The organism is Pseudomonas sp. LBUM1659 (assembly GCF_059716045.1).
The window spans coordinates 768,638-791,338 of sequence record NZ_CP166797.1; the positions used below are offsets into that span (position 1 = coordinate 768,638).

Annotated in this window: 19 protein-coding genes, 2 tRNA genes and 1 rRNA gene; 9 read left to right on the plus strand and 13 right to left on the minus strand. The window is 58.5% G+C overall.

The window, feature by feature from the left end; translation table 11 throughout:
- Positions 1-19: 19 nt before the first annotated feature.
- Positions 20-313, minus strand: a complete 294-nt coding sequence (locus ACA048_RS03420) for a putative quinol monooxygenase (RefSeq protein WP_452624815.1) — start codon at positions 311-313, stop codon at positions 20-22.
- A gap of 118 nt (positions 314-431) precedes the next feature.
- Between ACA048_RS03420 and vimR the strand changes: the two genes are divergently transcribed.
- Positions 432-1,361 carry a transcription regulator VimR gene (vimR, locus tag ACA048_RS03425; protein WP_477791067.1) on the plus strand — a complete coding sequence of 310 codons (930 nt, stop codon included), beginning with the start codon at positions 432-434 and terminating at the stop codon, positions 1,359-1,361.
- Positions 1,362-1,677: 316 nt separating this feature from the next.
- Positions 1,678-2,412 (plus strand): ArsR/SmtB family transcription factor, encoded by a 735-nt coding sequence (locus ACA048_RS03430; RefSeq protein WP_223520954.1) that lies wholly within the window; start codon positions 1,678-1,680, stop codon positions 2,410-2,412.
- Between the two features lie 120 nt (positions 2,413-2,532).
- Here ACA048_RS03430 and ACA048_RS03435 read toward each other — a convergent pair whose 3' ends face one another.
- The 3 genes from ACA048_RS03435 to ACA048_RS03445 form a co-directional block, all read right to left on the minus strand.
- Positions 2,533-3,486, minus strand: coding sequence for an adenosine deaminase (locus tag ACA048_RS03435; protein WP_497627941.1), 954 nt, complete (start codon positions 3,484-3,486; stop codon positions 2,533-2,535).
- A gap of 82 nt (positions 3,487-3,568) precedes the next feature.
- Entirely contained in the window at positions 3,569-4,534 is a 966-nt protein-coding gene (locus ACA048_RS03440) for a 2-oxoglutarate and iron-dependent oxygenase domain-containing protein (RefSeq protein ID WP_497627942.1), read from the minus strand.
- Positions 4,535-4,678: 144 nt separating this feature from the next.
- Complete coding sequence (locus tag ACA048_RS03445) at positions 4,679-5,761, minus strand: BMP family ABC transporter substrate-binding protein (protein ID WP_497627943.1); 1,083 nt, start codon at positions 5,759-5,761, stop codon at positions 4,679-4,681.
- Between the two features lie 300 nt (positions 5,762-6,061).
- Here ACA048_RS03445 and ACA048_RS03450 point away from each other — a divergent pair, with 300 nt between their 5' ends.
- A complete protein-coding gene (locus ACA048_RS03450; protein WP_497627944.1) occupies positions 6,062-7,150 on the plus strand; it encodes a calcium:cation antiporter in 1,089 nt (362 codons plus the stop codon).
- Positions 7,151-7,246: 96 nt separating this feature from the next.
- Here the strand turns inward: ACA048_RS03450 and ACA048_RS03455 are convergent, their stop codons facing one another.
- The 3 genes from ACA048_RS03455 to ACA048_RS03465 form a co-directional block, all read right to left on the minus strand.
- A complete protein-coding gene (locus tag ACA048_RS03455; protein ID WP_497627945.1) occupies positions 7,247-8,605 on the minus strand; it encodes an 8-oxoguanine deaminase in 1,359 nt (452 codons plus the stop codon).
- A gap of 254 nt (positions 8,606-8,859) precedes the next feature.
- Positions 8,860-9,546 (minus strand): SDR family oxidoreductase, encoded by a 687-nt coding sequence (locus ACA048_RS03460; protein WP_497627946.1) that lies wholly within the window; start codon positions 9,544-9,546, stop codon positions 8,860-8,862.
- Between the two features lie 25 nt (positions 9,547-9,571).
- Positions 9,572-9,922: a MerR family transcriptional regulator gene (locus ACA048_RS03465; protein ID WP_497627947.1), complete on the minus strand. Its 351-nt coding sequence runs from the start codon at positions 9,920-9,922 to the stop codon at positions 9,572-9,574.
- A gap of 82 nt (positions 9,923-10,004) precedes the next feature.
- Between ACA048_RS03465 and ACA048_RS03470 the strand changes: the two genes are divergently transcribed.
- Complete coding sequence (locus ACA048_RS03470; RefSeq protein WP_497627948.1) at positions 10,005-10,445, plus strand: hypothetical protein; 441 nt, start codon at positions 10,005-10,007, stop codon at positions 10,443-10,445.
- A 40-nt stretch (positions 10,446-10,485) separates the two neighbouring features.
- Here ACA048_RS03470 and ACA048_RS03475 read toward each other — a convergent pair whose 3' ends face one another.
- The 6 genes from ACA048_RS03475 to ACA048_RS03500 all read right to left on the minus strand — a co-directional run bounded on the left by ACA048_RS03475 (position 10,486) and on the right by ACA048_RS03500 (position 16,990).
- A complete protein-coding gene (locus ACA048_RS03475) occupies positions 10,486-11,412 on the minus strand; it encodes an ABC transporter permease (protein ID WP_497627949.1) in 927 nt (308 codons plus the stop codon).
- The gene (locus tag ACA048_RS03480; RefSeq protein WP_497627950.1) at positions 11,412-12,518 is read right to left on the minus strand and encodes an ABC transporter permease; all 1,107 of its coding nucleotides are present in this window, start codon (positions 12,516-12,518) and stop codon (positions 11,412-11,414) included. Before ACA048_RS03480 ends, ACA048_RS03475 begins: the two co-directional genes overlap by 1 nt.
- Before the next feature lie 11 nt (positions 12,519-12,529).
- Positions 12,530-14,095 carry an ABC transporter ATP-binding protein gene (locus ACA048_RS03485; protein WP_497627951.1) on the minus strand — a complete coding sequence of 522 codons (1,566 nt, stop codon included), beginning with the start codon at positions 14,093-14,095 and terminating at the stop codon, positions 12,530-12,532.
- Positions 14,096-14,627: 532 nt separating this feature from the next.
- A complete protein-coding gene (locus ACA048_RS03490) occupies positions 14,628-15,209 on the minus strand; it encodes an IMPACT family protein (protein WP_497627952.1) in 582 nt (193 codons plus the stop codon).
- A 7-nt stretch (positions 15,210-15,216) separates the two neighbouring features.
- Complete coding sequence (locus ACA048_RS03495; protein ID WP_497627953.1) at positions 15,217-15,867, minus strand: TetR/AcrR family transcriptional regulator; 651 nt, start codon at positions 15,865-15,867, stop codon at positions 15,217-15,219.
- A gap of 202 nt (positions 15,868-16,069) precedes the next feature.
- Positions 16,070-16,990 carry a LysR family transcriptional regulator gene (locus ACA048_RS03500; protein ID WP_497627954.1) on the minus strand — a complete coding sequence of 307 codons (921 nt, stop codon included), beginning with the start codon at positions 16,988-16,990 and terminating at the stop codon, positions 16,070-16,072.
- A gap of 124 nt (positions 16,991-17,114) precedes the next feature.
- Here ACA048_RS03500 and aptA point away from each other — a divergent pair, with 124 nt between their 5' ends.
- The 5 genes from aptA to ACA048_RS03525 all read left to right on the plus strand — a co-directional run bounded on the left by aptA (position 17,115) and on the right by ACA048_RS03525 (position 22,472).
- Positions 17,115-18,464, plus strand: a complete 1,350-nt coding sequence (gene aptA / locus ACA048_RS03505; protein WP_497627955.1) for an omega-aminotransferase AptA — start codon at positions 17,115-17,117, stop codon at positions 18,462-18,464.
- A 64-nt stretch (positions 18,465-18,528) separates the two neighbouring features.
- A complete protein-coding gene (locus tag ACA048_RS03510; protein WP_027921834.1) occupies positions 18,529-20,022 on the plus strand; it encodes a CoA-acylating methylmalonate-semialdehyde dehydrogenase in 1,494 nt (497 codons plus the stop codon).
- A 568-nt stretch (positions 20,023-20,590) separates the two neighbouring features.
- Positions 20,591-22,127 (plus strand): 16S ribosomal RNA (locus ACA048_RS03515).
- Between the two features lie 162 nt (positions 22,128-22,289).
- Positions 22,290-22,366 (plus strand) — tRNA-Ile (locus ACA048_RS03520).
- 30 nt (positions 22,367-22,396) lie between these two features.
- Positions 22,397-22,472, plus strand: a tRNA-Ala gene (locus ACA048_RS03525).
- The last annotated feature ends 229 nt before the right edge of the window (positions 22,473-22,701 follow it).

Sequence of the window (22,701 nt, forward strand, 5' to 3'; positions counted from 1 at the left end):
AAGGTAATAAAGGAAGGAATCAGGCCACGGTACGCAGGCGCTTGAGGTCGAAGTGTTCGAGAAAGTCGCCGGCCTTGGCCCGGAAATTCTGGATGTGGGCGCTGGCGTCATGCGCTTGCAGGGCTTCGTCGCTGCTCCACTGCTCGATCATGTAAAAGGCCTGCGGGTTGGCGAGGTCCTGGTGCAGATCGTATTGGCCGCAACCGGCCTCGGCGCGGGTCGGTTCGACCAAGGCACGCAGGTGCTGTTCAAGAGCGTCTTGCTGGCCGGCTTTGGCGATGAGGGTGGCAATGGCGGTAAAAGGCTGGGACATGGACGACTCCGGGAGTGTGATGAATTCGATGGGGCAGATGATTGGCTATTTCGCAGCAAGATAAAACCCGCTAAAAGAGCAGTCTCTTTCAATATTATTTTGATAATCGAGGCTGAAGATGCTGCGTTTCGACGACTTGCAGCTGTTCGTCCGGGCTGCGGACCTGGGGAGCCTGTCGGCGGCGGCGCGGGTGATGGACATGTCGGCGGCGGTGGCCAGTGCGGCCTTGAAGCGCATCGAACAGCAACTCGGCGCGCGTTTGCTGGCACGCTCCACCCGCAGCCTGCGCCTGACGGCCGAAGGCGAGGGCTTTCTGGAATATGCCCGGGCGGCCCTGAGCAACCTTGATGAGGGGCGCCGATTGCTGGCCAGTGGTCAGGATCAGGTCAGCGGGATTCTGCAGCTTTCAGCACCGTCGGACTTTGGCCGCAACCTATTGCTGCCGTGGCTGGACGAGTTTCAGCGTGAGCATCCGAAACTGACCGTGCGGCTATTGCTGGGTGACCGCATCGCCGACCTGTTCCGCCAACCGGTCGACATCGCCCTGCGCTATGGCGAACCGGAAGACTCAAGCCTGGTGGCGCTGCCCATAGCCCCGCAGAACCGCCGGGTACTGTGCGCCGCGCCGAGTTACCTCGCCAGACAGGGCGAGCCACGGCAGCTGGAGCAACTGGCTCAGCACAATTGTTTATTGTTCATGCTGGGCGGCCGGGTCCACGATCACTGGAGTTTCCATGACGGCAAGCGCGAAGTCGGCCTGACCGTCAGCGGTGACCGTTTCAGTGACGATGCCGATGTGGTGCGGTTGTGGGCCGTTGCAGGCGCAGGGATTGCTTACAAGTCCTGGCTCGATGTTGCCGCCGATGTGCTCGCCGGGCGGCTGAAAGTGCTGATGCCAGAACTGCTCTGTGAGCGCGCACCTCTGAATTTGCTGTGCGCCCATCGCGCACAATTGAGTAAGCCTGTGAACCTGTTACGGGAAATGCTTGCCAGCCGATGCGCTCATTTAAGCAGCCAATTTCCGACGATATCGGGCATCGATCATTAGTCGCAGGTAAATAGAGAAATTTCTGTCAGCAACTATCAGCACTGACGGTTTCCCGGGGGCAGGATCCGGCGGTCAACCCGCTTATACTAGCGCCCGCCTCATGTACGCATCGTCGATCTCGTGTTGGCGAGTCCGCGTTCCAGTCGTCATGGCCCTCGCTTAATCATCCGACCTTCGCCCTGGCTGCGAAGCCTTGGCATAGGTGCGTGGAGGGCTTTGCCCGGCTTATGGCGGTTTTCGCGGCTTGGCCGACGACACATTACTGGTCAAGATGTCTCTGAGCAGCAGACGAAACGATTCAACAGGGAGTGAATACATGGAACATGCACCTTGCATCAGCCAGATCGCCACGTTGCTGGCTGACCCAAAGCGCAGCGCAATGATGTGGGCCTTGATGGACGGCACGGCGCGGCAAACCGAAGAGTTGGCATTGTTGGCCGGCCTGTCACCCTCTTCGGCCAGCGCACACCTGGGACGATTGTCCGCAGGAGGTCTGTTGAGAGTTGAAATCCGTGGGCGAAAGCGATTTTTCCGCCTGGCGGCCCCCGAAGTCGGCGCGGCTATCGAGGCATTGGCCAGTGCGACCCTGGCCAGTACACCCCGAGAGGTCCCGGATGTTTTCAAACGCCCCAATCCCATCGCCAAACCTCAGACGGCGCCTTCGTCACTGCTGCGAGCCAGGCTGTGCGACGACCATCTGGGAGGCACCCTGGCCGCCGACCTTTACCAGCGGTTGCTGGATGCAGGCTGGATCGAACAGATCGATCAGCGGGTCATGATTACCCACAAAGGGTCCACCCAACTGGCGACACGTGGCGTGTTCATCCAGGCGCTGGCGCATCGCAACAGCCGGGTGGCTTGTGCCTGTCCCGACTGGAGCGAAAGACGCCCGCACATGGGCGGCTCACTGGGCGCGGCACTGTTGCAACTGTTCATGCAGTCGGGCTGGTTGAGCCTGCCCAACGAATCCCGTGCCTTGCAGATCACTGCTGCTGGGCAGCGTGAAATCCATCGCTTCGCCAAGGAAACCGAGCTGGAAATGGCGCTTTAAGGATGAAGCAACATCCAATTGACAATGTGGGAGCGAGCCTGCTCGCGATGAGGTCGTGTCAGTCAACAACGATGTTGATTGAACAACCGCTATCGCGGGCAAGCCCGCTCCCACAGGGGCTTATGGTTTGACCAACCGTGCATCCAGGCTGTTTTGCGCCAGGCGCTTGGCCTGATCCTGGGTCATGCCCAGGTCGGTGTACAGCGCATGGAAGTTCTCGGTCACGTAACCGCCGAAGTACGCCGGGTCATCGGAGTTCACGGTCACTTTCACACCACGCTCCAGCATGTCGAGGATGTTGTGTTGGGACATGTGATCGAACACGCAGAGTTTGGTGTTCGACAATGGGCACACGGTCAGCGGGATCTGTTCGTCGATGATCCGCTGCATCAAACGCTCGTCTTCGATGGCGCGCACGCCATGGTCGATGCGCTGGATTTTCAGCAGGTCGAGGGCTTCCCAGATATATTCGGGCGGGCCTTCTTCACCGGCGTGGGCGACGGTCAGGAAGCCTTCGTGACGGGCACGGTCAAACACGCGCTGGAACTTGCTCGGCGGGTGTCCCATTTCCGAACTGTCCAGGCCCACGGCCACAAACGCATCGCGGAACGGTAGCGCCTGATCGAGGGTTTTCTGTGCTTCTTCTTCGCTCAAGTGACGCAGGAAGCTCAGAATCAAACCGCTGGTAATGCCCAGTTGCTGCTCGCCGTCCTTCAAGGCGGCAGCGATGCCATTGAGCACCACTTCGAACGGTACGCCACGGTCAGTGTGGGTTTGCGGGTCGAAGAACGGTTCAGTGTGAATCACGTTCTGCGCCTTGCAACGCAGCAGGTACGCCCAGGTCAGGTCGTAGAAATCCTGCGAGGTGCGCAACACGTCGGCGCCCTGGTAATACAGGTCGAGAAATTCTTGCAGGTTGTTGAAGGCGTACGCTTTGCGCAGGGTTTCGACGTCGTTCCACGGCAGGGCGATCTTGTTGCGTTCAGCCAGGGCGAACAGCAGCTCAGGCTCCAGCGAGCCTTCGAGGTGCAAATGCAATTCTGCCTTGGGCAGGGCGTTCAGCCAGTCGTACATAGTCTTTTCTCATCAGGTGCAGATGGCGAGCATTCTACAGATGCCCGTGGAAACAACTTGCAAAACCTGACCAGCCGGTTCATCACACCGCTTCCTGTTCCCGTCGATAGGCGTAGGTATCGGCGAAGCGCGAGAGCAGGAATTGCGCGCAGGTGGTGGCCGGGTATTTCGCCGGGTGCAGTTCATCCTGACAACCGGGCAGGCATTCGATGCGTGTGTCGGGGTGCGGCTCGGCGAAGAACGGCATCGAATAACGGTCCACGCCCAACGGGCTGATCACCCGGTGCGGCGTTGACAGATAACGGTCGTTGCTCCAGCGCGCCATCATGTCGCCTAGGTTGACCACGAAGGTGCCTTCAATCGGTGGAGCGTCGATCCATTCTCCCTTCACGTTCCGTACTTGCAGGCCGCCGGCAGCGTCTTGATACAGCAGGGTAATGCAGCCGTAATCGGTGTGGGCGCCGGCGCCTTGTTGTTCGGCGGAACTGGCGGTCTGGCGCGGTGGGTAATGGATCATGCGCAGGACGCTGACCGGCTCGTTAAAACGGGTGTCGAAAAAATCTTGCTCGATACCCAGTGCCAGCGTCATCGCGCGCATCAGGGTTTGGGCGAGCGCCTGCATGTCGGCGTAGTGCTGTTCCATCAGCGTTTCCCAGCCAGGCAGCGACGGGTGACGGTTAGGGCCGCGCAAAGGTTTTTCCGCCAGCACGTCGGGATGATCGGCCGGAAGGTGCAGGCCCATGTCGAAGGTTTCCTTCAGATCGCTGGGCTTGCTCGGGTCGAGTTGTTCGGTGGCGATGGCGCCGTAGCCGCGATGGTGGCGGGTTTGGGTGATGTCGATCTTGAGCTTTTCGGCGGTGGGTTGGGCGAAGAAGCGTTGGGCGTGGTCGAGCAGGGCGTCGATGCGTTCCGAGGAAATCGGGTGGCCCTTGATGTAGAAGAAACCCCATTCGCGGCAGGCGTGGTCGATTTGCGTGGCCACTGATTGCCAGGCGGTTTGGTCATCGCTGTAGAGCGGGGCGATGTCGATGATCGGGAGTTGGTTCATGCACAATTCTCAAGAACGCTGAAAATTCATTGTAGGAGTGAGCCTGCTCGCGATAGCGGACTATCAGTCAACATGGATGTTGAATGTAACGGCCTCATCGCGAGCAGGCTCGCTCCCACAAGGTTTTGTGTTGGGTGCGGAAAATTACTTCGGAATATCGGCCTTCATGCCTTCAACGTAGTAGTTCATCGACGCCAGGTCCGCATCGCTGGCCATCGCGCCCGCCGCGAATTTCTCGACCCCTGCCTGATCCTTGATCGGCCCGGTGAAGGGGTGGAAGGCGCCGCTCTTGATGTCCGCAATGATCTGCTCTGCTTCGGCTTTCACCGGCGCTGGAACCAGATCACTGATGGGCAGTTCAACTGTACCTTCCTTCAACCCGCCCCAATAATCCTGCGACTTCCATGAGTGATCGAGCTCGCTTTGGGTCGCTTGAATATAGTGTGGACCCCAGTCGTTGACGATGGAGGTCAATACCGCTTTCGGCCCGAAGTGCGCCATGTCCGACGCGTAGCCGACGGCATACACGCCACGACGTTCTGCCGCCTGGATCGGCGCCGGGCTATCGGTGTGCTGGAACACCACGTCCACGCCCTGATCGATCAGCGCGTTGGCGGCGTCGGCTTCCTTGCCCGGATCGAACCACGAGTTGACCCACACCACCTTGATCTCGGTGCCGGGGTTGTACTTGTTCAGGGCCAGTTGAATGGCGTTGATGTCGCGGATCACTTCCGGGATCGGGAAGGAGGCGACATAGCCAATCTTTTTGGTCTTGGTCATCTTCGCCGCGAGGAAGCCGCCGACGTAGCGACCTTCATAGGTGCGCGCCAGATAGGTGCCGAGGTTCTTGTCCTGTTTGTAGCCAGTGGCGTGTTCGAAGGTGACTTTGGGAAATTGCTTCGCCACTTTCAGGGTCGGGTTCATGTAGCCGAACGACGTGGTGAAGATCAAGTCGTAGTTGTCCTTGGCCATGTTGCGGATCACCCGCTCGGCGTCGGCTCCTTCGGCGACGTTCTCCACATAGTTGGTGGTGATCTGGTCGCCGAATTTTTCGGCCAACGCCTTACGTCCCTGTTCATGCTGATACGTCCAGCCGTGGTCACCGATCGGACCGATGTAGACGAAGCCGACTTTCAGCGGGTCGGCGGCACTGGCGGTCAGGCTGGCGCTCAGACCGATGGTGGCGGCGACGGCGCAAAGCAGCTTCTTCAGCGGACGTTTATGCATGAATTCCAACTCCATTTTGTTTTGAGGTTGGAAAGGCCAATGCAAATTGCTGACCAACAAGACAACAAAGTCTTCCGAAACCGTGTCGAGGCCATCGCGAGCAGGCTCGCTCCCACAGGGGAGCGCATTCCAATGTGGGAGTGAGCCTGCTCGCGATGAGGCCGGTGAGGCCAATAAAAGTGCATGGCCGTGTACAGCTGCCATCCACTGGTGCGCTAAGGTGTAACGAAACGTTAGCGCCGCACCGCAGTCAGTAGCTCATCACTTTGCTTTCGCTCCACTGCGCAAAAAAGGCCCGCAATGCTCACACTCCTCAAGCAAGAAACCTTTCTGCTGCTGGCCGTCCTCGCTGCCGTCGTCGCGTACCCCCTGGAGCACTGGATGCTCCACAGCGGCCAACCGGTCGCGCTGGCCGCCGGTCTGGTGTTGATTGCCTTCATCGTCGCCGCCTCCATGCGCGTCGCCCGTCATGCCGAACTGCTGGCGGAAAAAGTCGGCGATCCTTATGGCACGATGATCCTGACGTTGGCGGCGGTGCTGGTGGAAGTAGTGATTCTGGCGATCATGATGAGCAACGAAGCCTCGTCCACCCTGGTGCGCGACACGATTTACTCGGCGGTGATGCTCGACATCAACGGCATCCTCGGCCTGGCCGCGTTGATGGGCGGGCTCAAGCACGGCGAGCAGTCCTACAACGATGATTCGGCGCGCAGCTACAGCGTGATGATTCTCACCGCCATGGGTGTGTCGATGGTGGTGCCGGAGTTCATTCCCGAGGCCAACTGGAAGATTTATTCGGGCTTCACCATCGGGGCGATGGTCGTGCTCTACGCATTGTTCCTGCGGATGCAGGTCGGGCCGCACAGTTATTTTTTCAGCTACAGCTACCCGGAAAAACGCCGCCGGAAAGTCCCGGCGGAGGAACCTGAACCGGTCAATCTGGTGCTGAGTATCGGCACGTTGGTGTTTGGCGTGGTGGTGATCGGCGCACTGGCCGAGGTGATGTCCAAAACCCTCGATCTGGGGCTGGAAGGGACGGGCGCACCGCCGGTGATTACGGCCATTCTGGTGGCGGCCATTTCCGCGGCGCCGGAGATTCTGACCGCATTGCGCGCAGCATTGGCCAATCGCATGCAGTCGGTGGTGAACATCGCCTTGGGCGCGTCACTGTCAACGGTGATCCTGACGGTGCCGGTGATGGAAGCGATGGCGCTCTACACCGGCCAGCCGTTTCAAATGGCGATGACCCCGGTGCAGACGGTGATGATCTTCCTGACCCTGATCGTCAGCGCGATCAACCTCAACGATGGCGAAACCAACGCCATCGAAGGCATGACCCACTTTGTGCTGTTCGCGACATTTATCATGTTGTCGTTATTGGGGCTTTGAAAGCATCGCGGGCAAGCCATGCTCCTACGGTACAGCGTCGTTCTCACGACGCATGCAAACCTGTAGGAGCAAGGCTTGCCCGCGATCGGCGTCCGATCAGGTCCCGGCGATCAGCTGCCGAGCCGCCTGGCTGTGATCAGCGATCAGACCTTTGAGGTCCAGCCCCTCAACCTGCCCATCAATCACTCGCCACTTGCCGCCGACCATCACCCGATCCGCCCGATCCGCGCCGCACAGCAGCAACGCCGACACCGGATCATGGCTGCCGGAGAAGCGCAGTTCATCCAGTTTGAACAACGCCAGATCCGCCTGCTTGCCCACCGCCAGTTCGCCGATATCGGTACGGCCCAGCAAGCTCGCCGAGCCCTTGGTCGCCCAACCCAACACCAATTCCGGCGTGATTTTCTCAGCGCCATAACGCAAGCGTTGAATGTATAGCGCCTGACGGGTTTCCAGCATCATGTTGGACGCATCGTTGGACGCCGAACCGTCCACCCCCAGCCCGAGCAACGCGCCCGCCGCCGTGAGGTCCAGCGTCGGGCAAATGCCGGAAGCGAGGCGCATGTTCGAGCTTGGGCAATGGCAAATGCCCGTGCCGGCCGCGCCGAGGCGGGCGATTTCATCGGGGTTGAAGTGGATGCCGTGGGCCAGCCACGTACGCGGGCCAAGCCAGCCGACGCTATCCAGATAATCCACGGTGCGCAGGCCGAAGCGTTGCAGGCAGAAGTCTTCTTCGTCGAGGGTTTCGGCCAAGTGGGTGTGCAGGCGCACGTCGAGTTTGTTTGCCAATTCAGCACTGGCGGACATGATTTGCGGGGTCACCGAGAATGGCGAGCAAGGCGCCAGAGCGATCTGGATTTGCGCACCGTCACCGCGTTCGTGGTATTCGGCGATCAAGCGCTGGCTGTCGTCGAGAATGACTTCGCCTTCCTGCACGGTCTGCTGCGGTGGCAGGCCGCCGTCCTTTTCGCCGAGGCTCATGGAGCCGCGAGTCAGCATGGCGCGCATGCCCAGTTCGCGGACGCTTTCGACTTGCACGTCGATCGCATTTTCCAGGCCTTTGGGGAACAGGTAGTGGTGATCGGCGGCGGTGGTGCAACCAGACAGCAGCAACTCAGCCAGTGCGACTTTAGTGGCGAGGGCGAGTTTTTCCGGGGTGAGGCGGGCCCAGACCGGGTACAGGGTTTTCAGCCACGGGAACAACGGCTGATTAACCACCGGTGCCCAGGCGCGGGTCAGGGTTTGATAGAAATGGTGATGGGTGTTGATCAGCCCCGGCAGGATCACATGCTCGCGGGCATCGAAGACTTGTCCACAGGGCGCAGACGGTTGCTGGCCAGCGCCGAGCACTTCGACGATGACACCGTCTTGCACAACCAGACCGCCACGGGCATCAAGGCCATTGGCAGTGTAGATCGCGAGGGGATTTTTTAACCAGGTACGGGATGCGGGCATGTTGGCCGGCTCCTCTGAAAGTTGGGTTCAGGGTTGCCAGCTCAGTGATTACCCTGTCTGCTGATCCAGGATCGCCGCGGGGGCGAGGTGCGGAGTTTCGGACAAAACGCTGTTCTGGGCAAGCCCGGCCCGACAGGACAACACAAATCCCTGTAGAAGCCGGGCTTGCCCGCGATGCAGGCACCTCGGTCTGTCAGCGAGACCGAGGTGATGCAGTCGCGGGCAAGCCCTGCTCCTACAGTAGGCGGTAGTGTTTACCAGGGAATGGTTTCACCTCGGTAATTCACGAAGTGATGCCCGCCCTTGCCGGTGTACGCATTGACCTGATCAACCAGCCCACGGGTACTGGTGTCCACATCAATGTCCGCACCTTCACCGCCCATGTCGGTTTTCACCCAGCCCGGATGTAACGACAGCACGGTGAGTTGTTGCTCGCCCAATTGCGTCACAAAGCTGTTGGTCATCGAGTTCAGCGCCGCTTTGCTGGCTTTGTACAGCGCCAGTTCCGGCGCGTCCGGCATGGTCACGCTGCCGAGTACCGAACTCATGAACGCCAGCACGCCGCTGTCCGGGCGAATCTGCCCGATGAAATGCTGGGCCAGGTTGATCGGGGCCACAGCGTTGGTGAAAAACAACTGACCCACTTCGGCCAGCGTCGCACCGCCCGGTGTTTGAACGTCCGGGCCCTTGACCCCGGCATTCACGAACAACAGATCGAACACTTCACCTTTGAGCTGTTGGCTGAGGGCAATCACCGCTGGCTGATCGTCCATGTCGAGTTTCTCGATCCGCACATTGCCCAAGGCCCTTAGAGCTTCGGCGTTTTGCGGGTTACGCACGGTGGCGGTGACTTGCCAGCCGTCGGCCAGCAGTGTTTTCACCAGGCCGAGGCCCAAGCCCCGGGAGGCTCCGATGATGAGAGCGGTTTTTGCCTTGGACATGAGTGGCTTCCTTGAAAAAAGAGGATCACGGATTTAAAGGACAACGCTGGCCGAGCCGTTGCTGCAACTCGCTGCGCAACGCGCCAAGTTCGGCCATGCGGGTTTCGATCAGTTTGAGTTTGTCTTGCAGCAATTGCGTGACGGCGCTGTCCGGGTCGGGCGACTGCCACAACGCGGCGACGCTGTTGCCGATTTCGTCGAGTGTGAAGCCCAGTCTCTGGGCGGTCTTGATGTACAGCACCAGTTGCACCATGTCTGCCGGGTAGTCGCGATAACCATTGGCGCTGCGTTGCGCCGCGATCAATCCGCGCTGCTCATAGAAACGCAGCGTATCGCGGCTGACCGCGCTGGCCTGGGCTAATTCACCGATGCGCATAGTGGTGTCTCAAGAGGGCTTGACCTTGGAGCATACTCCAGGCTTTAGCCTTGTTGCTCCTCGAATGTCTGGAGCAAGGCCAATGTGGACTTCAACGCAATATCGCCGGGTGGTGCGGGGCAGCGCCTGGTATGACTTGATTGTGACGGCGGCGTTTGTCACGCCGTGGAGTTTTGCGGCGTTACACGGGGTGTTGGCGGGGTTGAGCCAGGCCTTTGACTTGCCCGGCGAATTACCGGCGTTTGAGCCGATGCACATGCTGATGGCGAATCTGTTGGGCTCGATTGTGTGTGTTTGGGCGGTGCTGCGGATTCGCGATCCGCAGCAGGTGTTTGGGCGGTATGACGCGGCTGGAAGATTCCTGTTTTCGGCTTGGCAGCTGTATGCCTTGCTGCATGGTGCCAGCTCGTTGCTGGTGGTTTTTTTGGTCTTTGAGTTGGCGTGGGGCGTTGTTCAGGTGTTGCCTGTTCGGCAGCCATCGCTGGCAAGCCATGCTCCTACGGGCGCAGCGCCAAACCAGTAGGAGCCGAGCTTGCTCGCGATGGGGCCCGCCCAGTCAGCCGCTAATGCCCACCCTGCCACGGTTGCCCCAACGACACCGGTGCATACAACCGAGTCCGCACGGCATCCCGCGACAGCAGGACCAACACCACAATCGTTGCGACATACGGCAGCATCGCCAGCAGGCTCGACGGAATCGCCAGCCCCAACCCCTGCGCCACCAAATGCAGGATGCTGGCGAGTCCGAACAGATACGCGCCCAGCAGCAAGCGCCACACGCGCCAACTGGCAAACACCACCAGCGCCAAGGCAATCCAGCCACGCCCGGCGCTCATGTTCTCGGCCCACATCGGCGTGTACGCCAGGGACAGATACGCCCCGGCCAACCCGGCCATCGCGCCGCCAAACAACACCGCCAGCGTACGCACACCCAACACCGGCAAGCCCATCGCGCTGGCCGCATCCGGGTTTTCCCCGACGGCCTGAATGATTAGCCCTACGCGGCTTTTCAGAATCACCCAGGCCACCAGCGCAAACAGCACGAATGACAGGTACACCAGCAAATCCTGCGCAAACAACATCCGCCCGATCAGCGGGATCTCGCTCAAGTAGGGAATCGCCACCGGCTCAAAACCGACTAGCGGTTTACCGACCCATGCCGCACCGACAAACGTCGACAGGCCCATACCGAAGATCGTCAGCGCCAACCCGGTGGCCACCTGATTGGCGTTGAACACCAGCGCCACCAAGGCAAACAGCGACGACAACAGCATCCCGGCGAGCATTGCCAGCAATACGCCGAGCCACAAGTTGCCGCTGTTCAGCGCGACGATAAAACCGATCACCGCGCCAAACAGCATCATCCCTTCCTGACCCAGGTTGAGCACGCCGCTCTTCTCGCAGATCAATTCACCCAGCGCCACCAACAACAACGGCGTGCCGCAGCGGACCATGGCGTAGAAAATATTGCTGAGCAGATCGATATCCATCACAGCGCTCCTGCATGTACGGCGGTGGCTGGTGCGCGACGGGCCCAGCGCATATTCAAACGAGGTCGGTAGAGAATCAGCACGTCGCTGGCCAGCAAGAAAAACAGCATCATTCCCTGGAACAATTGGGTGATGGCTTGCGGCAGGTTCATGCTCATCTGCGCGCTTTCACCACCGATGTACAACAACGCCATCAACAGGCTGGAAAACAGTATGCCGATGGGGTTGAGTCGTCCGAGAAACGCCACGGTAATCGCCGCATAGCCGTAGCCGGGCGAGACTTGCGGCACCAATTGGCCGATAGGTCCGGTCACCTCGCACACGCCGGCCAGGCCAGCCAAACCTCCGCTGATCAACAGCGCCAGCCAGATCAAACGCTTCTCGCGGAACCCAACGAAACCCGCCGCGCGCTTGTCCAGCCCCAGCACTTTGATCTGGAAACCGACAAAGCTTTTCTGCAACAAGACCCAGACAGCGACCAACGCCAGCAAGGCGAAATACACCCCGGCGTGAACCCGACCATCCTCCATCAATAACGGCAAACGGCTGAAATCACTGAACATCGCCGATTCCGGGAAATTGAACCCGGCCGGATCCTTCAACGGTCCATGGACACAGAACAGCAGCAGGTTCAGGGCGATGTAATTGAGCATAATGCTGGTGAGGATTTCGTTGGCATTGAACCGTGTGCGCAACCATGCCGTCAGCCCGGCCCACGCCGCACCGGCCAGGGTGCCGACCAGCAGGATCAGCACCAGTGCCCAGCGACTTTGCAGGTCGATGATGTTCACCGCCAAGGCACTGCCGGCCAGCGCGCCGAGCAGCAATTGACCTTCGGCACCGATGTTCCAGATCCGCGCCTGATACGCCACCGCCAGCCCCAGCGCGCAGAGCAAAATCGGCAACGCTTTGACCAACAATTCCGAGACGCCATACCAGTCGCTGACCGGCGCGATCAACAAGGTGTGCAAAGTGAGCAGCGGGTCGTGGCCCAGCGCGATAAACAGCCATGAGCCACAACCCAGCGTCAGCGCCGCCGCCAGCAATGGCGAGCACCAGAGCATCAGGCGCGATTGCTGGCCACGGGGTTCGAGAGAAAGCAGCATGTAAAACTCCGTTAAACCGTCGCGGGGGCAATTGATTGAGGGGCGTCGAACTGGCCGGCCATCCAGCCGCCGACGTCGATCAGGCGCGTGTCGACGGTGGCTCTGAGCGGCGACAGACAACCGCTGCACAAAGCGCCGAGGCGGTCGCTGATCTGGAACAGTTCGTCGAGGTCTTCGGAGATCACCAGGATCGCCGCCCCGGCATCGCGCAAGGCAATCAGCGCGCGGTGAATGGTCGCGGCGGCGCCGACGTCCACCCCCCAGGTCGGGTGCGCGGCGATCAGCAATTTGGGTTGCTGGAGGATTTCCCGGCCAAGGATGAATTTCTGCAAGTTGCCGCCAGACAGGCTGCGGGCCGGCGTTTGAGCATCGGGCGTCTTGACCCCGAAGCGACGGATGATCTCTTCGGCCAACGCTTCGACCTTGCGGCGCTGAATCAAGCCGTTGCTGACCAACCCTTGTTGAAAAGCCGTTAGCAGCGCGTTATCCGCCAGACTCAATTCCGGCACCGCGCCGTGACCCAGGCGTTCCGCAGGAACGAAGGCCAGGCCGAGGTTGCGTCGCGCATCGGGTCGCAGATGAGCGACCGATTGTCCACCGAAACTGATCGTCGCGCCGTCATTGCGGGTCAGTCGTTCTTCGCCGCTCAGTAAGGCGAGCAACTCATCCTGACCGTTACCCGCGACACCGGCGATGCCGACAATTTCACCACTGCGCACCTCAAGATCGACGCCCTTCAGCGAGCAACCGAACGGATCGGGATTGAACCAGGACAACCGGTTAACGGTGAGAAACGCATCACCGCCTATAACCTTCGGATAGTCCGTAATCGTCTCGGCCGCTTCACCGACCATCAGCCGCGCCAGTTGTCGGTCCGAACATTCGGCCGGCAAGCAATGTCCGGCCACTCGCCCGCCGCGCAACACGGTGGCGCTGTGGCAAAGCGCCCGGACTTCACTGAGCTTGTGGCTGATAAACAAAATGCTGCAGCCCTCGGCCGCGAGTCGGCACAAGGTGACGAACAGTTCTTCGGCCTCTTGCGGGGTCAGCACCGAGGTCGGTTCATCGAGAATCAACAGGCGGATGTCTTGCATCAGGCAACGAATGATTTCCACCCGTTGCCGCTCGCCAATCGACAGGCTGTGGACAAGTCGCTCCGGCTCTAGCGCCATGCCATAACGTCGGGACACCTCACGAATCTTCGGTTCAAGCTGTTTCGGTGTGCCGGCCGCGGCGCCCATCGCCAGGGCAATGTTCTGCGCCACGCTCAATGTTTCGAACAGCGAGAAATGCTGGAACACCATGCCAATCCCAAGGCCACGGGCCTGGGCCGGGTTGCGCATGGTTACCCGTTGCCCTTGCCAGATCATCTCCCCGGAGTCGGCATGGGTGACGCCATAGATAATCTTCATCAGCGTACTTTTACCGGCGCCGTTTTCCCCGAGCAGGGCGTGGATTTCGCCAGGCGCAATCGTCAGGTCGATGGCATCGTTGGCCAGGCATCCGGGGTAGCGTTTACTAATCTTGCGCAATTGCAGGCGGGGCGTTTGATCGGGGATCGGCACGGGGTTGGGCATGACGGACTCGGGTCGATGGGCGTGATGCCTGTGGATAAAGCAATTTCCTGGCCATGTAGTCAGGAAAGCTGCTAATCCGCGCAGGTACAGTCCTCGGGGACAATGGGTTGCGACCCATCAACGGCGAATCAGGCACCACATGAGGGCAGAGCTGTTGATCAGGCTCCTGTTTTGCTCGAGTTGAATTGGTTAAAAAACGAGCAGCTGTCTGCAAGCCATACCGGATAGGGAATCGCGACAGTCATGAACGGGTTATCCACAGATTGCTCCACAGTATTTGTGCGCAAGCTCAAAGGTCGGGCATAAGCACTGTGCGGCTATCTTCTAAAGGTGATAACCCGCGCTAACTATTTGTTTTTACGTGAATTTAGTGCTGATGATGGCAGATTGGACGAAAAGTGAACAAAGCCCGCAAACCCGCATGACAGAAGGGTTACAGACACCTGTGCTCAGGTTATCCACAGCCGGGTGCACAGTAGATGTGGGCAAATTCCCAACGTCGACAGAATAAGGGTGAACGTTGTTGGTGCGCTCAGTGCTGCAATACAATGCGCCCGCGACTCAAGTCCGCCAGCTGCGTTTGCAGGGTGCGGATCTGCGCTTTTCCAATCGCTAATTGCAGTTCGACGCCGTTGGCGGTGAAGGTTTCTTCCACGACTAAACCGCCCAGTTCCGCCACGCGAAGTTTCACCAGTGCGAGTTCACCAAAGGCGCAGGCGCAGCTGACAGGCACTCGACTGATCAGCTCCACCTTTGGCGCCGCTTGCAAGCACTTGTTGGCGCCGCCGCCATACGCCCGGGCGAGGCCGCCCGTGCCCAGTTGAATGCCGCCGTACCAACGAATCACGAGCACCGCGACCTGGTCGCAATCCCGCGCTTCGATCGCTGCCAGAATCGGTCGGCCTGCAGTGCCGCCGGGCTCGCCATCGTCGTTGCTGCGGTACTGATCGCCGAGCTTCCACGCCCAGCAATTGTGCGAAGCATTGAGGTCACTGTGCTGTTCGAAGAACGCTTGGGCTTCTGCTGGGCTTGATATCGGCGCGGCGAAGGTGATGAAGCGGCTTTTGCGAATCTCTTCGCGGTATTCGCAAAAATCGCTGAGGGTAAATGGCATAAGTGTCTTAAATAGCAGGGGTCAGGCCGCAGCCCTTGAGGATGATGCGGATCAGGTTGTTGCTGGCGTCTTCGATGTCTTGCTTGGTCAGCTTGGTACGTCCGCTGACTCGGCAGATCTGGGTCGCGAAGTCGGCGTAATGCTGAGTGCTGCCCCACAACAGGAAGATCAGGTTGACCGGGTCGACCGGGTCCATCTTTCCAGCGTCGATCCACGCCTGAAATACAGCTGCCCGGCCCTGGAACCAGGCGCGATAGTCCTGGTTGAAGTACTCGGTCAGGCACTCGCCGCCACTGATCACCTCCATGGCGAAAATCCGCGAGGCTTGTGGCTGGCGACGGGAGAACTCCATCTTGGCGCGGATATATCGCGTGAGCGCTTCGGCCGGATCGTCTTCGGCAGTCAAGGTGTTGAAGGTGCTGTCCCACAACTCGATGATGTTGCTCAGCACTGCCACGTACAAACCGAGTTTGTTGGTGAAGTAGTAATGCAGGTTCGCCTTGGGCAACCCTGCATTCTGGGCGATGGTGTTCATGCTGGTGCCTTTGAACCCGTGACGGGCGAACTCGTCTTCGGCGGCTTTGATGATGGTCTCTTCGTTCTTCTGACGAATGCGGCTGGCAGGTTTACCGCCATGGGCTGGGACTTCAAAGGTCATAGGCACTTCCAGACAAATAGGTGGGTGCAACCAATGCGTTGATAGCGCACCCATGGGCTTCAGACAAGTCCCGGCTGATAAAAGCTCATGTACTTGTAGGAGCCGGGCTTGCTCGCGATAGCGGCTTAACATCCAGCATTGATATTGACAGACCTGAGGCCATCGCGAGCAAGCTCGGCTCCTACAGTGTTTCTTCTTTTATTCAGCGAGTCGCGGCGAGGCTCTCCAGGAAGCTTTCCAGTACCAAATGCGGACGACGGCCCTTGCGCGTGACCGATGCAAGGCTCAGGTCATAAAAACGTGCCTGCGGTTTCAGCGCACGCAGACGACCTTGTTGCACCCAGAGGCTGGCGTAATGATCCGGCAGGTAACCGATGTAACGGCCAGTGAGGATCAGGAACGCCATGCCTTCACGGTCCGACGCGCTGGCGGTGCAGTTGAGTGCCTGGTAATGGGCCTGGATATCTGCTGGCAAGCGGAAGGTCGGCGCGATGGCGTCCTGACTGTTGAGACGTTCGTCGTCGAGTTGTTTGTCGTCAACGTAAAACAGCGGATGGCCAACCGCGCAGTACAGCAGTGAACGTTCACTGTAGAGCGGCTGATATTCCAGCCCCGACAACGCGCTGGCCTGGGGCACAACACCGACATGCAGGCGGCCATCGAGCACGCCTTGTTCCACTTCATTGGGCGCGATCATGCGGATCTGAATCTGTACATCGGGGCCGCGCTCTTTCAGTTGTGCCAGTGCGTGGGTGATACGCATGTGGGGAAGGGTGACCAGGTTATCGGTCAGGCCGATGGTCAATTCGCCACGCAAATGTTGGTGCAGGCCGTTGACTTCGGTGCGAAAACTTTCCAGCGCACTTAATAGCTGCAAGGCCGATTGGTACACCTCGCGACCTTCTTCGGTCAGGGAAAACCCGGCTCGACCGCGTTGACACAAACGTAAGCCGAGGCGCTGTTCCAGATCGCTCATTTGCTGGCTGATGGCCGAGCGCCCGATCCCCAGCACACTTTCCGCCGCAGAGAAGCCGCCGCACTCGACCACGCTGCGAAAGATCCGCAGCAAGCGGATATCAAAGTCGCTGACTTGCGCCAGTGGATCGGGACGACGCGTGCTCATAGTTTAGTAACAGCCTGACTGAACGTTAGAAAAGTTGGATTTCACCGACTTTATCCCCGTGGCAATTTAGCTGCAAGAACGCTTTTGATCTCTACGCCGCTTATTGCCCTGCGAGGTTTTGCCCATGAACTTGCCTGAAAACGCCCCGTCGTCCCTGGCCAGCCAGCTCAAGCTTGATGCTCACTGGATGCCCTATACCGCCAACCGTAACTTCCAGCGCGACCCGCGTCTGATTGTGGCGGCGGAAGGCAGCTGGCTGATCGACGACAAGGGCCGTAAAGTCTATGACTCGCTGTCCGGTCTGTGGACCTGCGGCGCCGGGCACACTCGCAAGGAAATCCAGGAAGCGGTTGCCAAGCAACTGGGAACGCTCGATTACTCGCCAGGTTTCCAGTACGGCCATCCGCTGTCGTTCCAACTGGCTGAAAAAATCACCGATCTGACGCCGGGCAATCTGAATCACGTGTTCTTCACCGACTCCGGTTCAGAGTGCGCTGACACCGCAGTGAAAATGGTGCGTGCTTACTGGCGTCTGAAAGGCCAGGCGACCAAGACCAAAATGATCGGCCGTGCTCGTGGCTATCACGGTGTGAACATCGCCGGTACCAGCCTCGGCGGTGTGAACGGTAACCGCAAAATGTTCGGTCAGGCGATGATGGACGTTGATCACCTGCCGCACACACTTTTGGCGAGCAATGCCTATTCCCGTGGCATGCCGGAGCTGGGCGGTATCGCCCTGGCTGACGAGCTTCTGAAGTTGATCGAACTGCACGATGCGTCGAACATCGCCGCCGTATTCGTTGAGCCGCTGGCCGGTTCCGCTGGCGTACTGGTTCCGCCACAGGGTTACCTCAAGCGTCTGCGCGAGATCTGCGATCAGCACAATATCCTGCTGGTGTTCGACGAAGTGATCACCGGTTTCGGCCGTACCGGCTCGATGTTCGGTGCCGACAGCTTCGGCGTGACCCCGGACCTGATGTGCATCGCCAAGCAAGTCACCAACGGCGCGATCCCGATGGGCGCAGTGATTGCCAGCTCCGAGATCTACCAGACCTTCATGAACCAGGCGACGCCTGAATACGCAGTGGAATTCCCCCACGGCTACACCTACTCCGCACACCCGGTGGCTTGCGCCGCTGGCCTGGCAGCACTCGACTTGCTGCAAAAGGAAAACCTGGTGCAGAGCGTGGCCGAAGTGGCACCGCATTTTGAAAATGCGCTGCACGGTCTGAAAGGTTCGAAGAACATCATCGACATTCGTAACTATGGTTTGGCCGGTGCCATCCAGATCGCGCCACGTGATGGCGACGCGATCGTGCGTCCATTCGAAGCGGGCATGGCGTTGTGGAAAGCCGGGTTCTATGTGCGCTTCGGCGGCGACACCCTGCAGTTTGGCCCAACCTTCAACAGCAAGCCGCAAGACCTTGATCGTCTGTTCGACGCGGTCGGCGAAGTGCTGAACAAGATCGACTGATTTTCTCTTCTATATAGAGGCGCCCTTTAACGGGCGCCTGTGGACAACTTTTCAGGAGCGCTACATGAGCCTTATCCCGCATTTGATCAATGGCGAACTGGTGACCGAAGACGGTCGCACGGCCGACGTGTTCAACCCGTCCACCGGCCAGGCGATCCACAAGCTGCCATTGGCCAGCCGCGAAACCATTCAGAAAGCCATCGACTCGGCCAAGGCTGCATTCCCGGCCTGGCGCAACACGCCGGCGGCCAAGCGTGCCCAAGTGATGTTCCGCTTCAAGCAACTGCTGGAACAGAATGAAGCACGCATTGCTCAGTTGATCAGCGAAGAGCACGGCAAGACCCTGGAAGATGCGGCGGGTGAATTGAAGCGCGGTATCGAGAACGTTGAGTTTGCTTGCGCAGCGCCGGAAATCCTCAAGGGCGAATACAGCCGTAACGTCGGCCCGAACATCGATGCCTGGTCGGACTTCCAGCCGTTGGGCGTGGTGGCCGGTATTACTCCATTCAACTTCCCGGCGATGGTGCCGCTGTGGATGTATCCGCTGGCGATCGTCTGCGGCAACTGCTTTATCCTCAAGCCCTCCGAGCGTGATCCAAGTTCCACGCTGTTGATCGCTCAGCTGTTGCTGGAAGCCGGTCTGCCTAAAGGCGTGCTGAACGTCGTGCACGGTGACAAGGCTGCGGTTGACGCGCTGATCGAAGCGCCGGAAGTCAAAGCGCTGAGTTTTGTGGGTTCGACGCCGATTGCCGAATACATCTACGCCGAAGGCACCAAGCGCGGCAAACGTGTTCAGGCACTGGGCGGCGCGAAGAACCATGCGGTGCTGATGCCGGATGCGGATCTGGATAATGCGGTCAGCGCACTGATGGGCGCGGCGTACGGTTCTTGCGGCGAGCGTTGCATGGCGATCTCGGTGGCTGTGTGCGTCGGTGACCAGGTGGCGGATGCGCTGGTGGAAAAACTGGTGCCGCAGATCAAGGCGCTGAAAATCGGTGCGGGTACTACCTGTGGTCTGGACATGGGGCCGCTGGTCACCGGTCAGGCGCGCGACAAGGTCAGCGGTTATGTAGAAGACGGTGTTTCTTCCGGCGCGACCCTGGTGGTCGATGGTCGTGGTCTGAGTGTGGCCGGTCATGAGGAAGGTTTCTTCCTGGGTGGCTGCCTGTTCGATAACGTCACGCCAGAGATGCGCATCTATAAAGAAGAAATCTTCGGGCCAGTGTTGTGCGTCGTTCGGGTGAACAGCCTGGAAGAAGCCATGCAACTGATCAACGATCACGAATATGGCAACGGCACCTGCATCTTCACCCGTGACGGTGAAGCGGCGCGGCTGTTCTGCGATGAGATCGAAGTGGGCATGGTCGGCGTTAACGTACCGCTGCCGGTCCCAGTGGCTTATCACAGCTTCGGTGGCTGGAAGCGTTCGCTGTTCGGCGACTTGCATGCGTATGGCCCGGATGGTGTGCGTTTCTACACCCGCCGCAAAGCCATCACGCAGCGCTGGCCACAACGTGCGAGCCATGAAGCTTCGCAATTCGCATTCCCTAGCTTGTAAGAAGAAGGGAAGAAGGCCGGCCCCTTGGGGCCGGCCTTTGTGTTTCTGGGGTTTTTTGATCTATATGACACAATTGTGACATTAAAGATTGACGGCAGATTCTGGATGTCTATAATTCGCCCCACTTCCGGCGCAGTCGAAACGGAAAACTCCTTGATAAACAAAGAGTTACGCGGTTTTCGGCAGTAAGCGGCTTCAGGTCATCGAAGCCCGAAAGGAGTTGAAAAAGAGGTGTTGACAGCAGCGTGTAACGCTGTAGAATTCGCCTCCCGCTGACGAGAGATCGAAGGCGCAAGTGGTTGAAGTTACAAAGGAAACTTTGAAAACTTCTGAAAATAACCGCTTGACAGCAACAGAGGCTGCTGTAGAATGCGCGCCTCGGTTGAGACGAAAGATCTTAACCAACCGCTCTTTAACAACTGAATCAAGCAATTCGTGTGGGTGCTTGTGGAGTCAGACTGATAGTCAACAAGATTATCAGCATCACAAGTTGCTCCGCGAGAAATCAAAGATGTAACCAACGATTGCTGAGCCAAGTTTAGGGTTTCTTAAAAACCCAAAGATGTTTGAACTGAAGAGTTTGATCATGGCTCAGATTGAACGCTGGCGGCAGGCCTAACACATGCAAGTCGAGCGGTAGAGAGGAGCTTGCTTCTCTTGAGAGCGGCGGACGGGTGAGTAATGCCTAGGAATCTGCCTGGTAGTGGGGGATAACGCTCGGAAACGGACGCTAATACCGCATACGTCCTACGGGAGAAAGCAGGGGACCTTCGGGCCTTGCGCTATCAGATGAGCCTAGGTCGGATTAGCTAGTTGGTGAGGTAATGGCTCACCAAGGCGACGATCCGTAACTGGTCTGAGAGGATGATCAGTCACACTGGAACTGAGACACGGTCCAGACTCCTACGGGAGGCAGCAGTGGGGAATATTGGACAATGGGCGAAAGCCTGATCCAGCCATGCCGCGTGTGTGAAGAAGGTCTTCGGATTGTAAAGCACTTTAAGTTGGGAGGAAGGGCATTAACCTAATACGTTGGTGCCTTGACGTTACCGACAGAATAAGCACCGGCTAACTCTGTGCCAGCAGCCGCGGTAATACAGAGGGTGCAAGCGTTAATCGGAATTACTGGGCGTAAAGCGCGCGTAGGTGGTTTGTTAAGTTGGATGTGAAATCCCCGGGCTCAACCTGGGAACTGCATTCAAAACTGACAAGCTAGAGTATGGTAGAGGGTGGTGGAATTTCCTGTGTAGCGGTGAAATGCGTAGATATAGGAAGGAACACCAGTGGCGAAGGCGACCACCTGGACTGATACTGACACTGAGGTGCGAAAGCGTGGGGAGCAAACAGGATTAGATACCCTGGTAGTCCACGCCGTAAACGATGTCAACTAGCCGTTGGGAGCCTTGAGCTCTTAGTGGCGCAGCTAACGCATTAAGTTGACCGCCTGGGGAGTACGGCCGCAAGGTTAAAACTCAAATGAATTGACGGGGGCCCGCACAAGCGGTGGAGCATGTGGTTTAATTCGAAGCAACGCGAAGAACCTTACCAGGCCTTGACATCCAATGAACTTTCCAGAGATGGATTGGTGCCTTCGGGAACATTGAGACAGGTGCTGCATGGCTGTCGTCAGCTCGTGTCGTGAGATGTTGGGTTAAGTCCCGTAACGAGCGCAACCCTTGTCCTTAGTTACCAGCACGTGATGGTGGGCACTCTAAGGAGACTGCCGGTGACAAACCGGAGGAAGGTGGGGATGACGTCAAGTCATCATGGCCCTTACGGCCTGGGCTACACACGTGCTACAATGGTCGGTACAGAGGGTTGCCAAGCCGCGAGGTGGAGCTAATCCCATAAAACCGATCGTAGTCCGGATCGCAGTCTGCAACTCGACTGCGTGAAGTCGGAATCGCTAGTAATCGCGAATCAGAATGTCGCGGTGAATACGTTCCCGGGCCTTGTACACACCGCCCGTCACACCATGGGAGTGGGTTGCACCAGAAGTAGCTAGTCTAACCTTCGGGAGGACGGTTACCACGGTGTGATTCATGACTGGGGTGAAGTCGTAACAAGGTAGCCGTAGGGGAACCTGCGGCTGGATCACCTCCTTAATCGACGACATCAGCTGCTCCATAAGCTCCCACACGAATTGCTTGATTCATTGAAGAAGACGAAAGAAGCAGCCTGTATCGGTTTGTAGCTGAGTTGGTTAGAGCGCACCCCATGCTTTGTGGTAAAGAGCAGGGTGAGGTCGGCCTTAGTAGCTCGAAATTGGGTCTGTAGCTCAGTTGGTTAGAGCGCACCCCTGATAAGGGTGAGGTCGGCAGTTCGAATCTGCCCAGACCCACCAATTTTGTGTGGGAAACGCCTGTAGAAATACGGGGCCATAGCTCAGCTGGGAGAGCGCCTGCCTTGCACGCAGGAGGTCAACGGTTCGATCCCGTTTGGCTCCACCACTACTGCTTCTGTTTGTATAAAGCTTAGAAATGAGCATTCCATCGTGGTGATGGTGAATGTTGATTTCTAGTCTTTGACTAGTTCGTTCTTTAAAAATTTGGGTATGTGATAGAAAGATAGACTGGACGTTACTTTCACTGGTAGCGGATCAGGCTAAGGTAAAATTTGTGAGTTAAATTGCGAATTTTCGGCGAATGTCGTCTTCACAGTATAACCAGATTGCTTGGG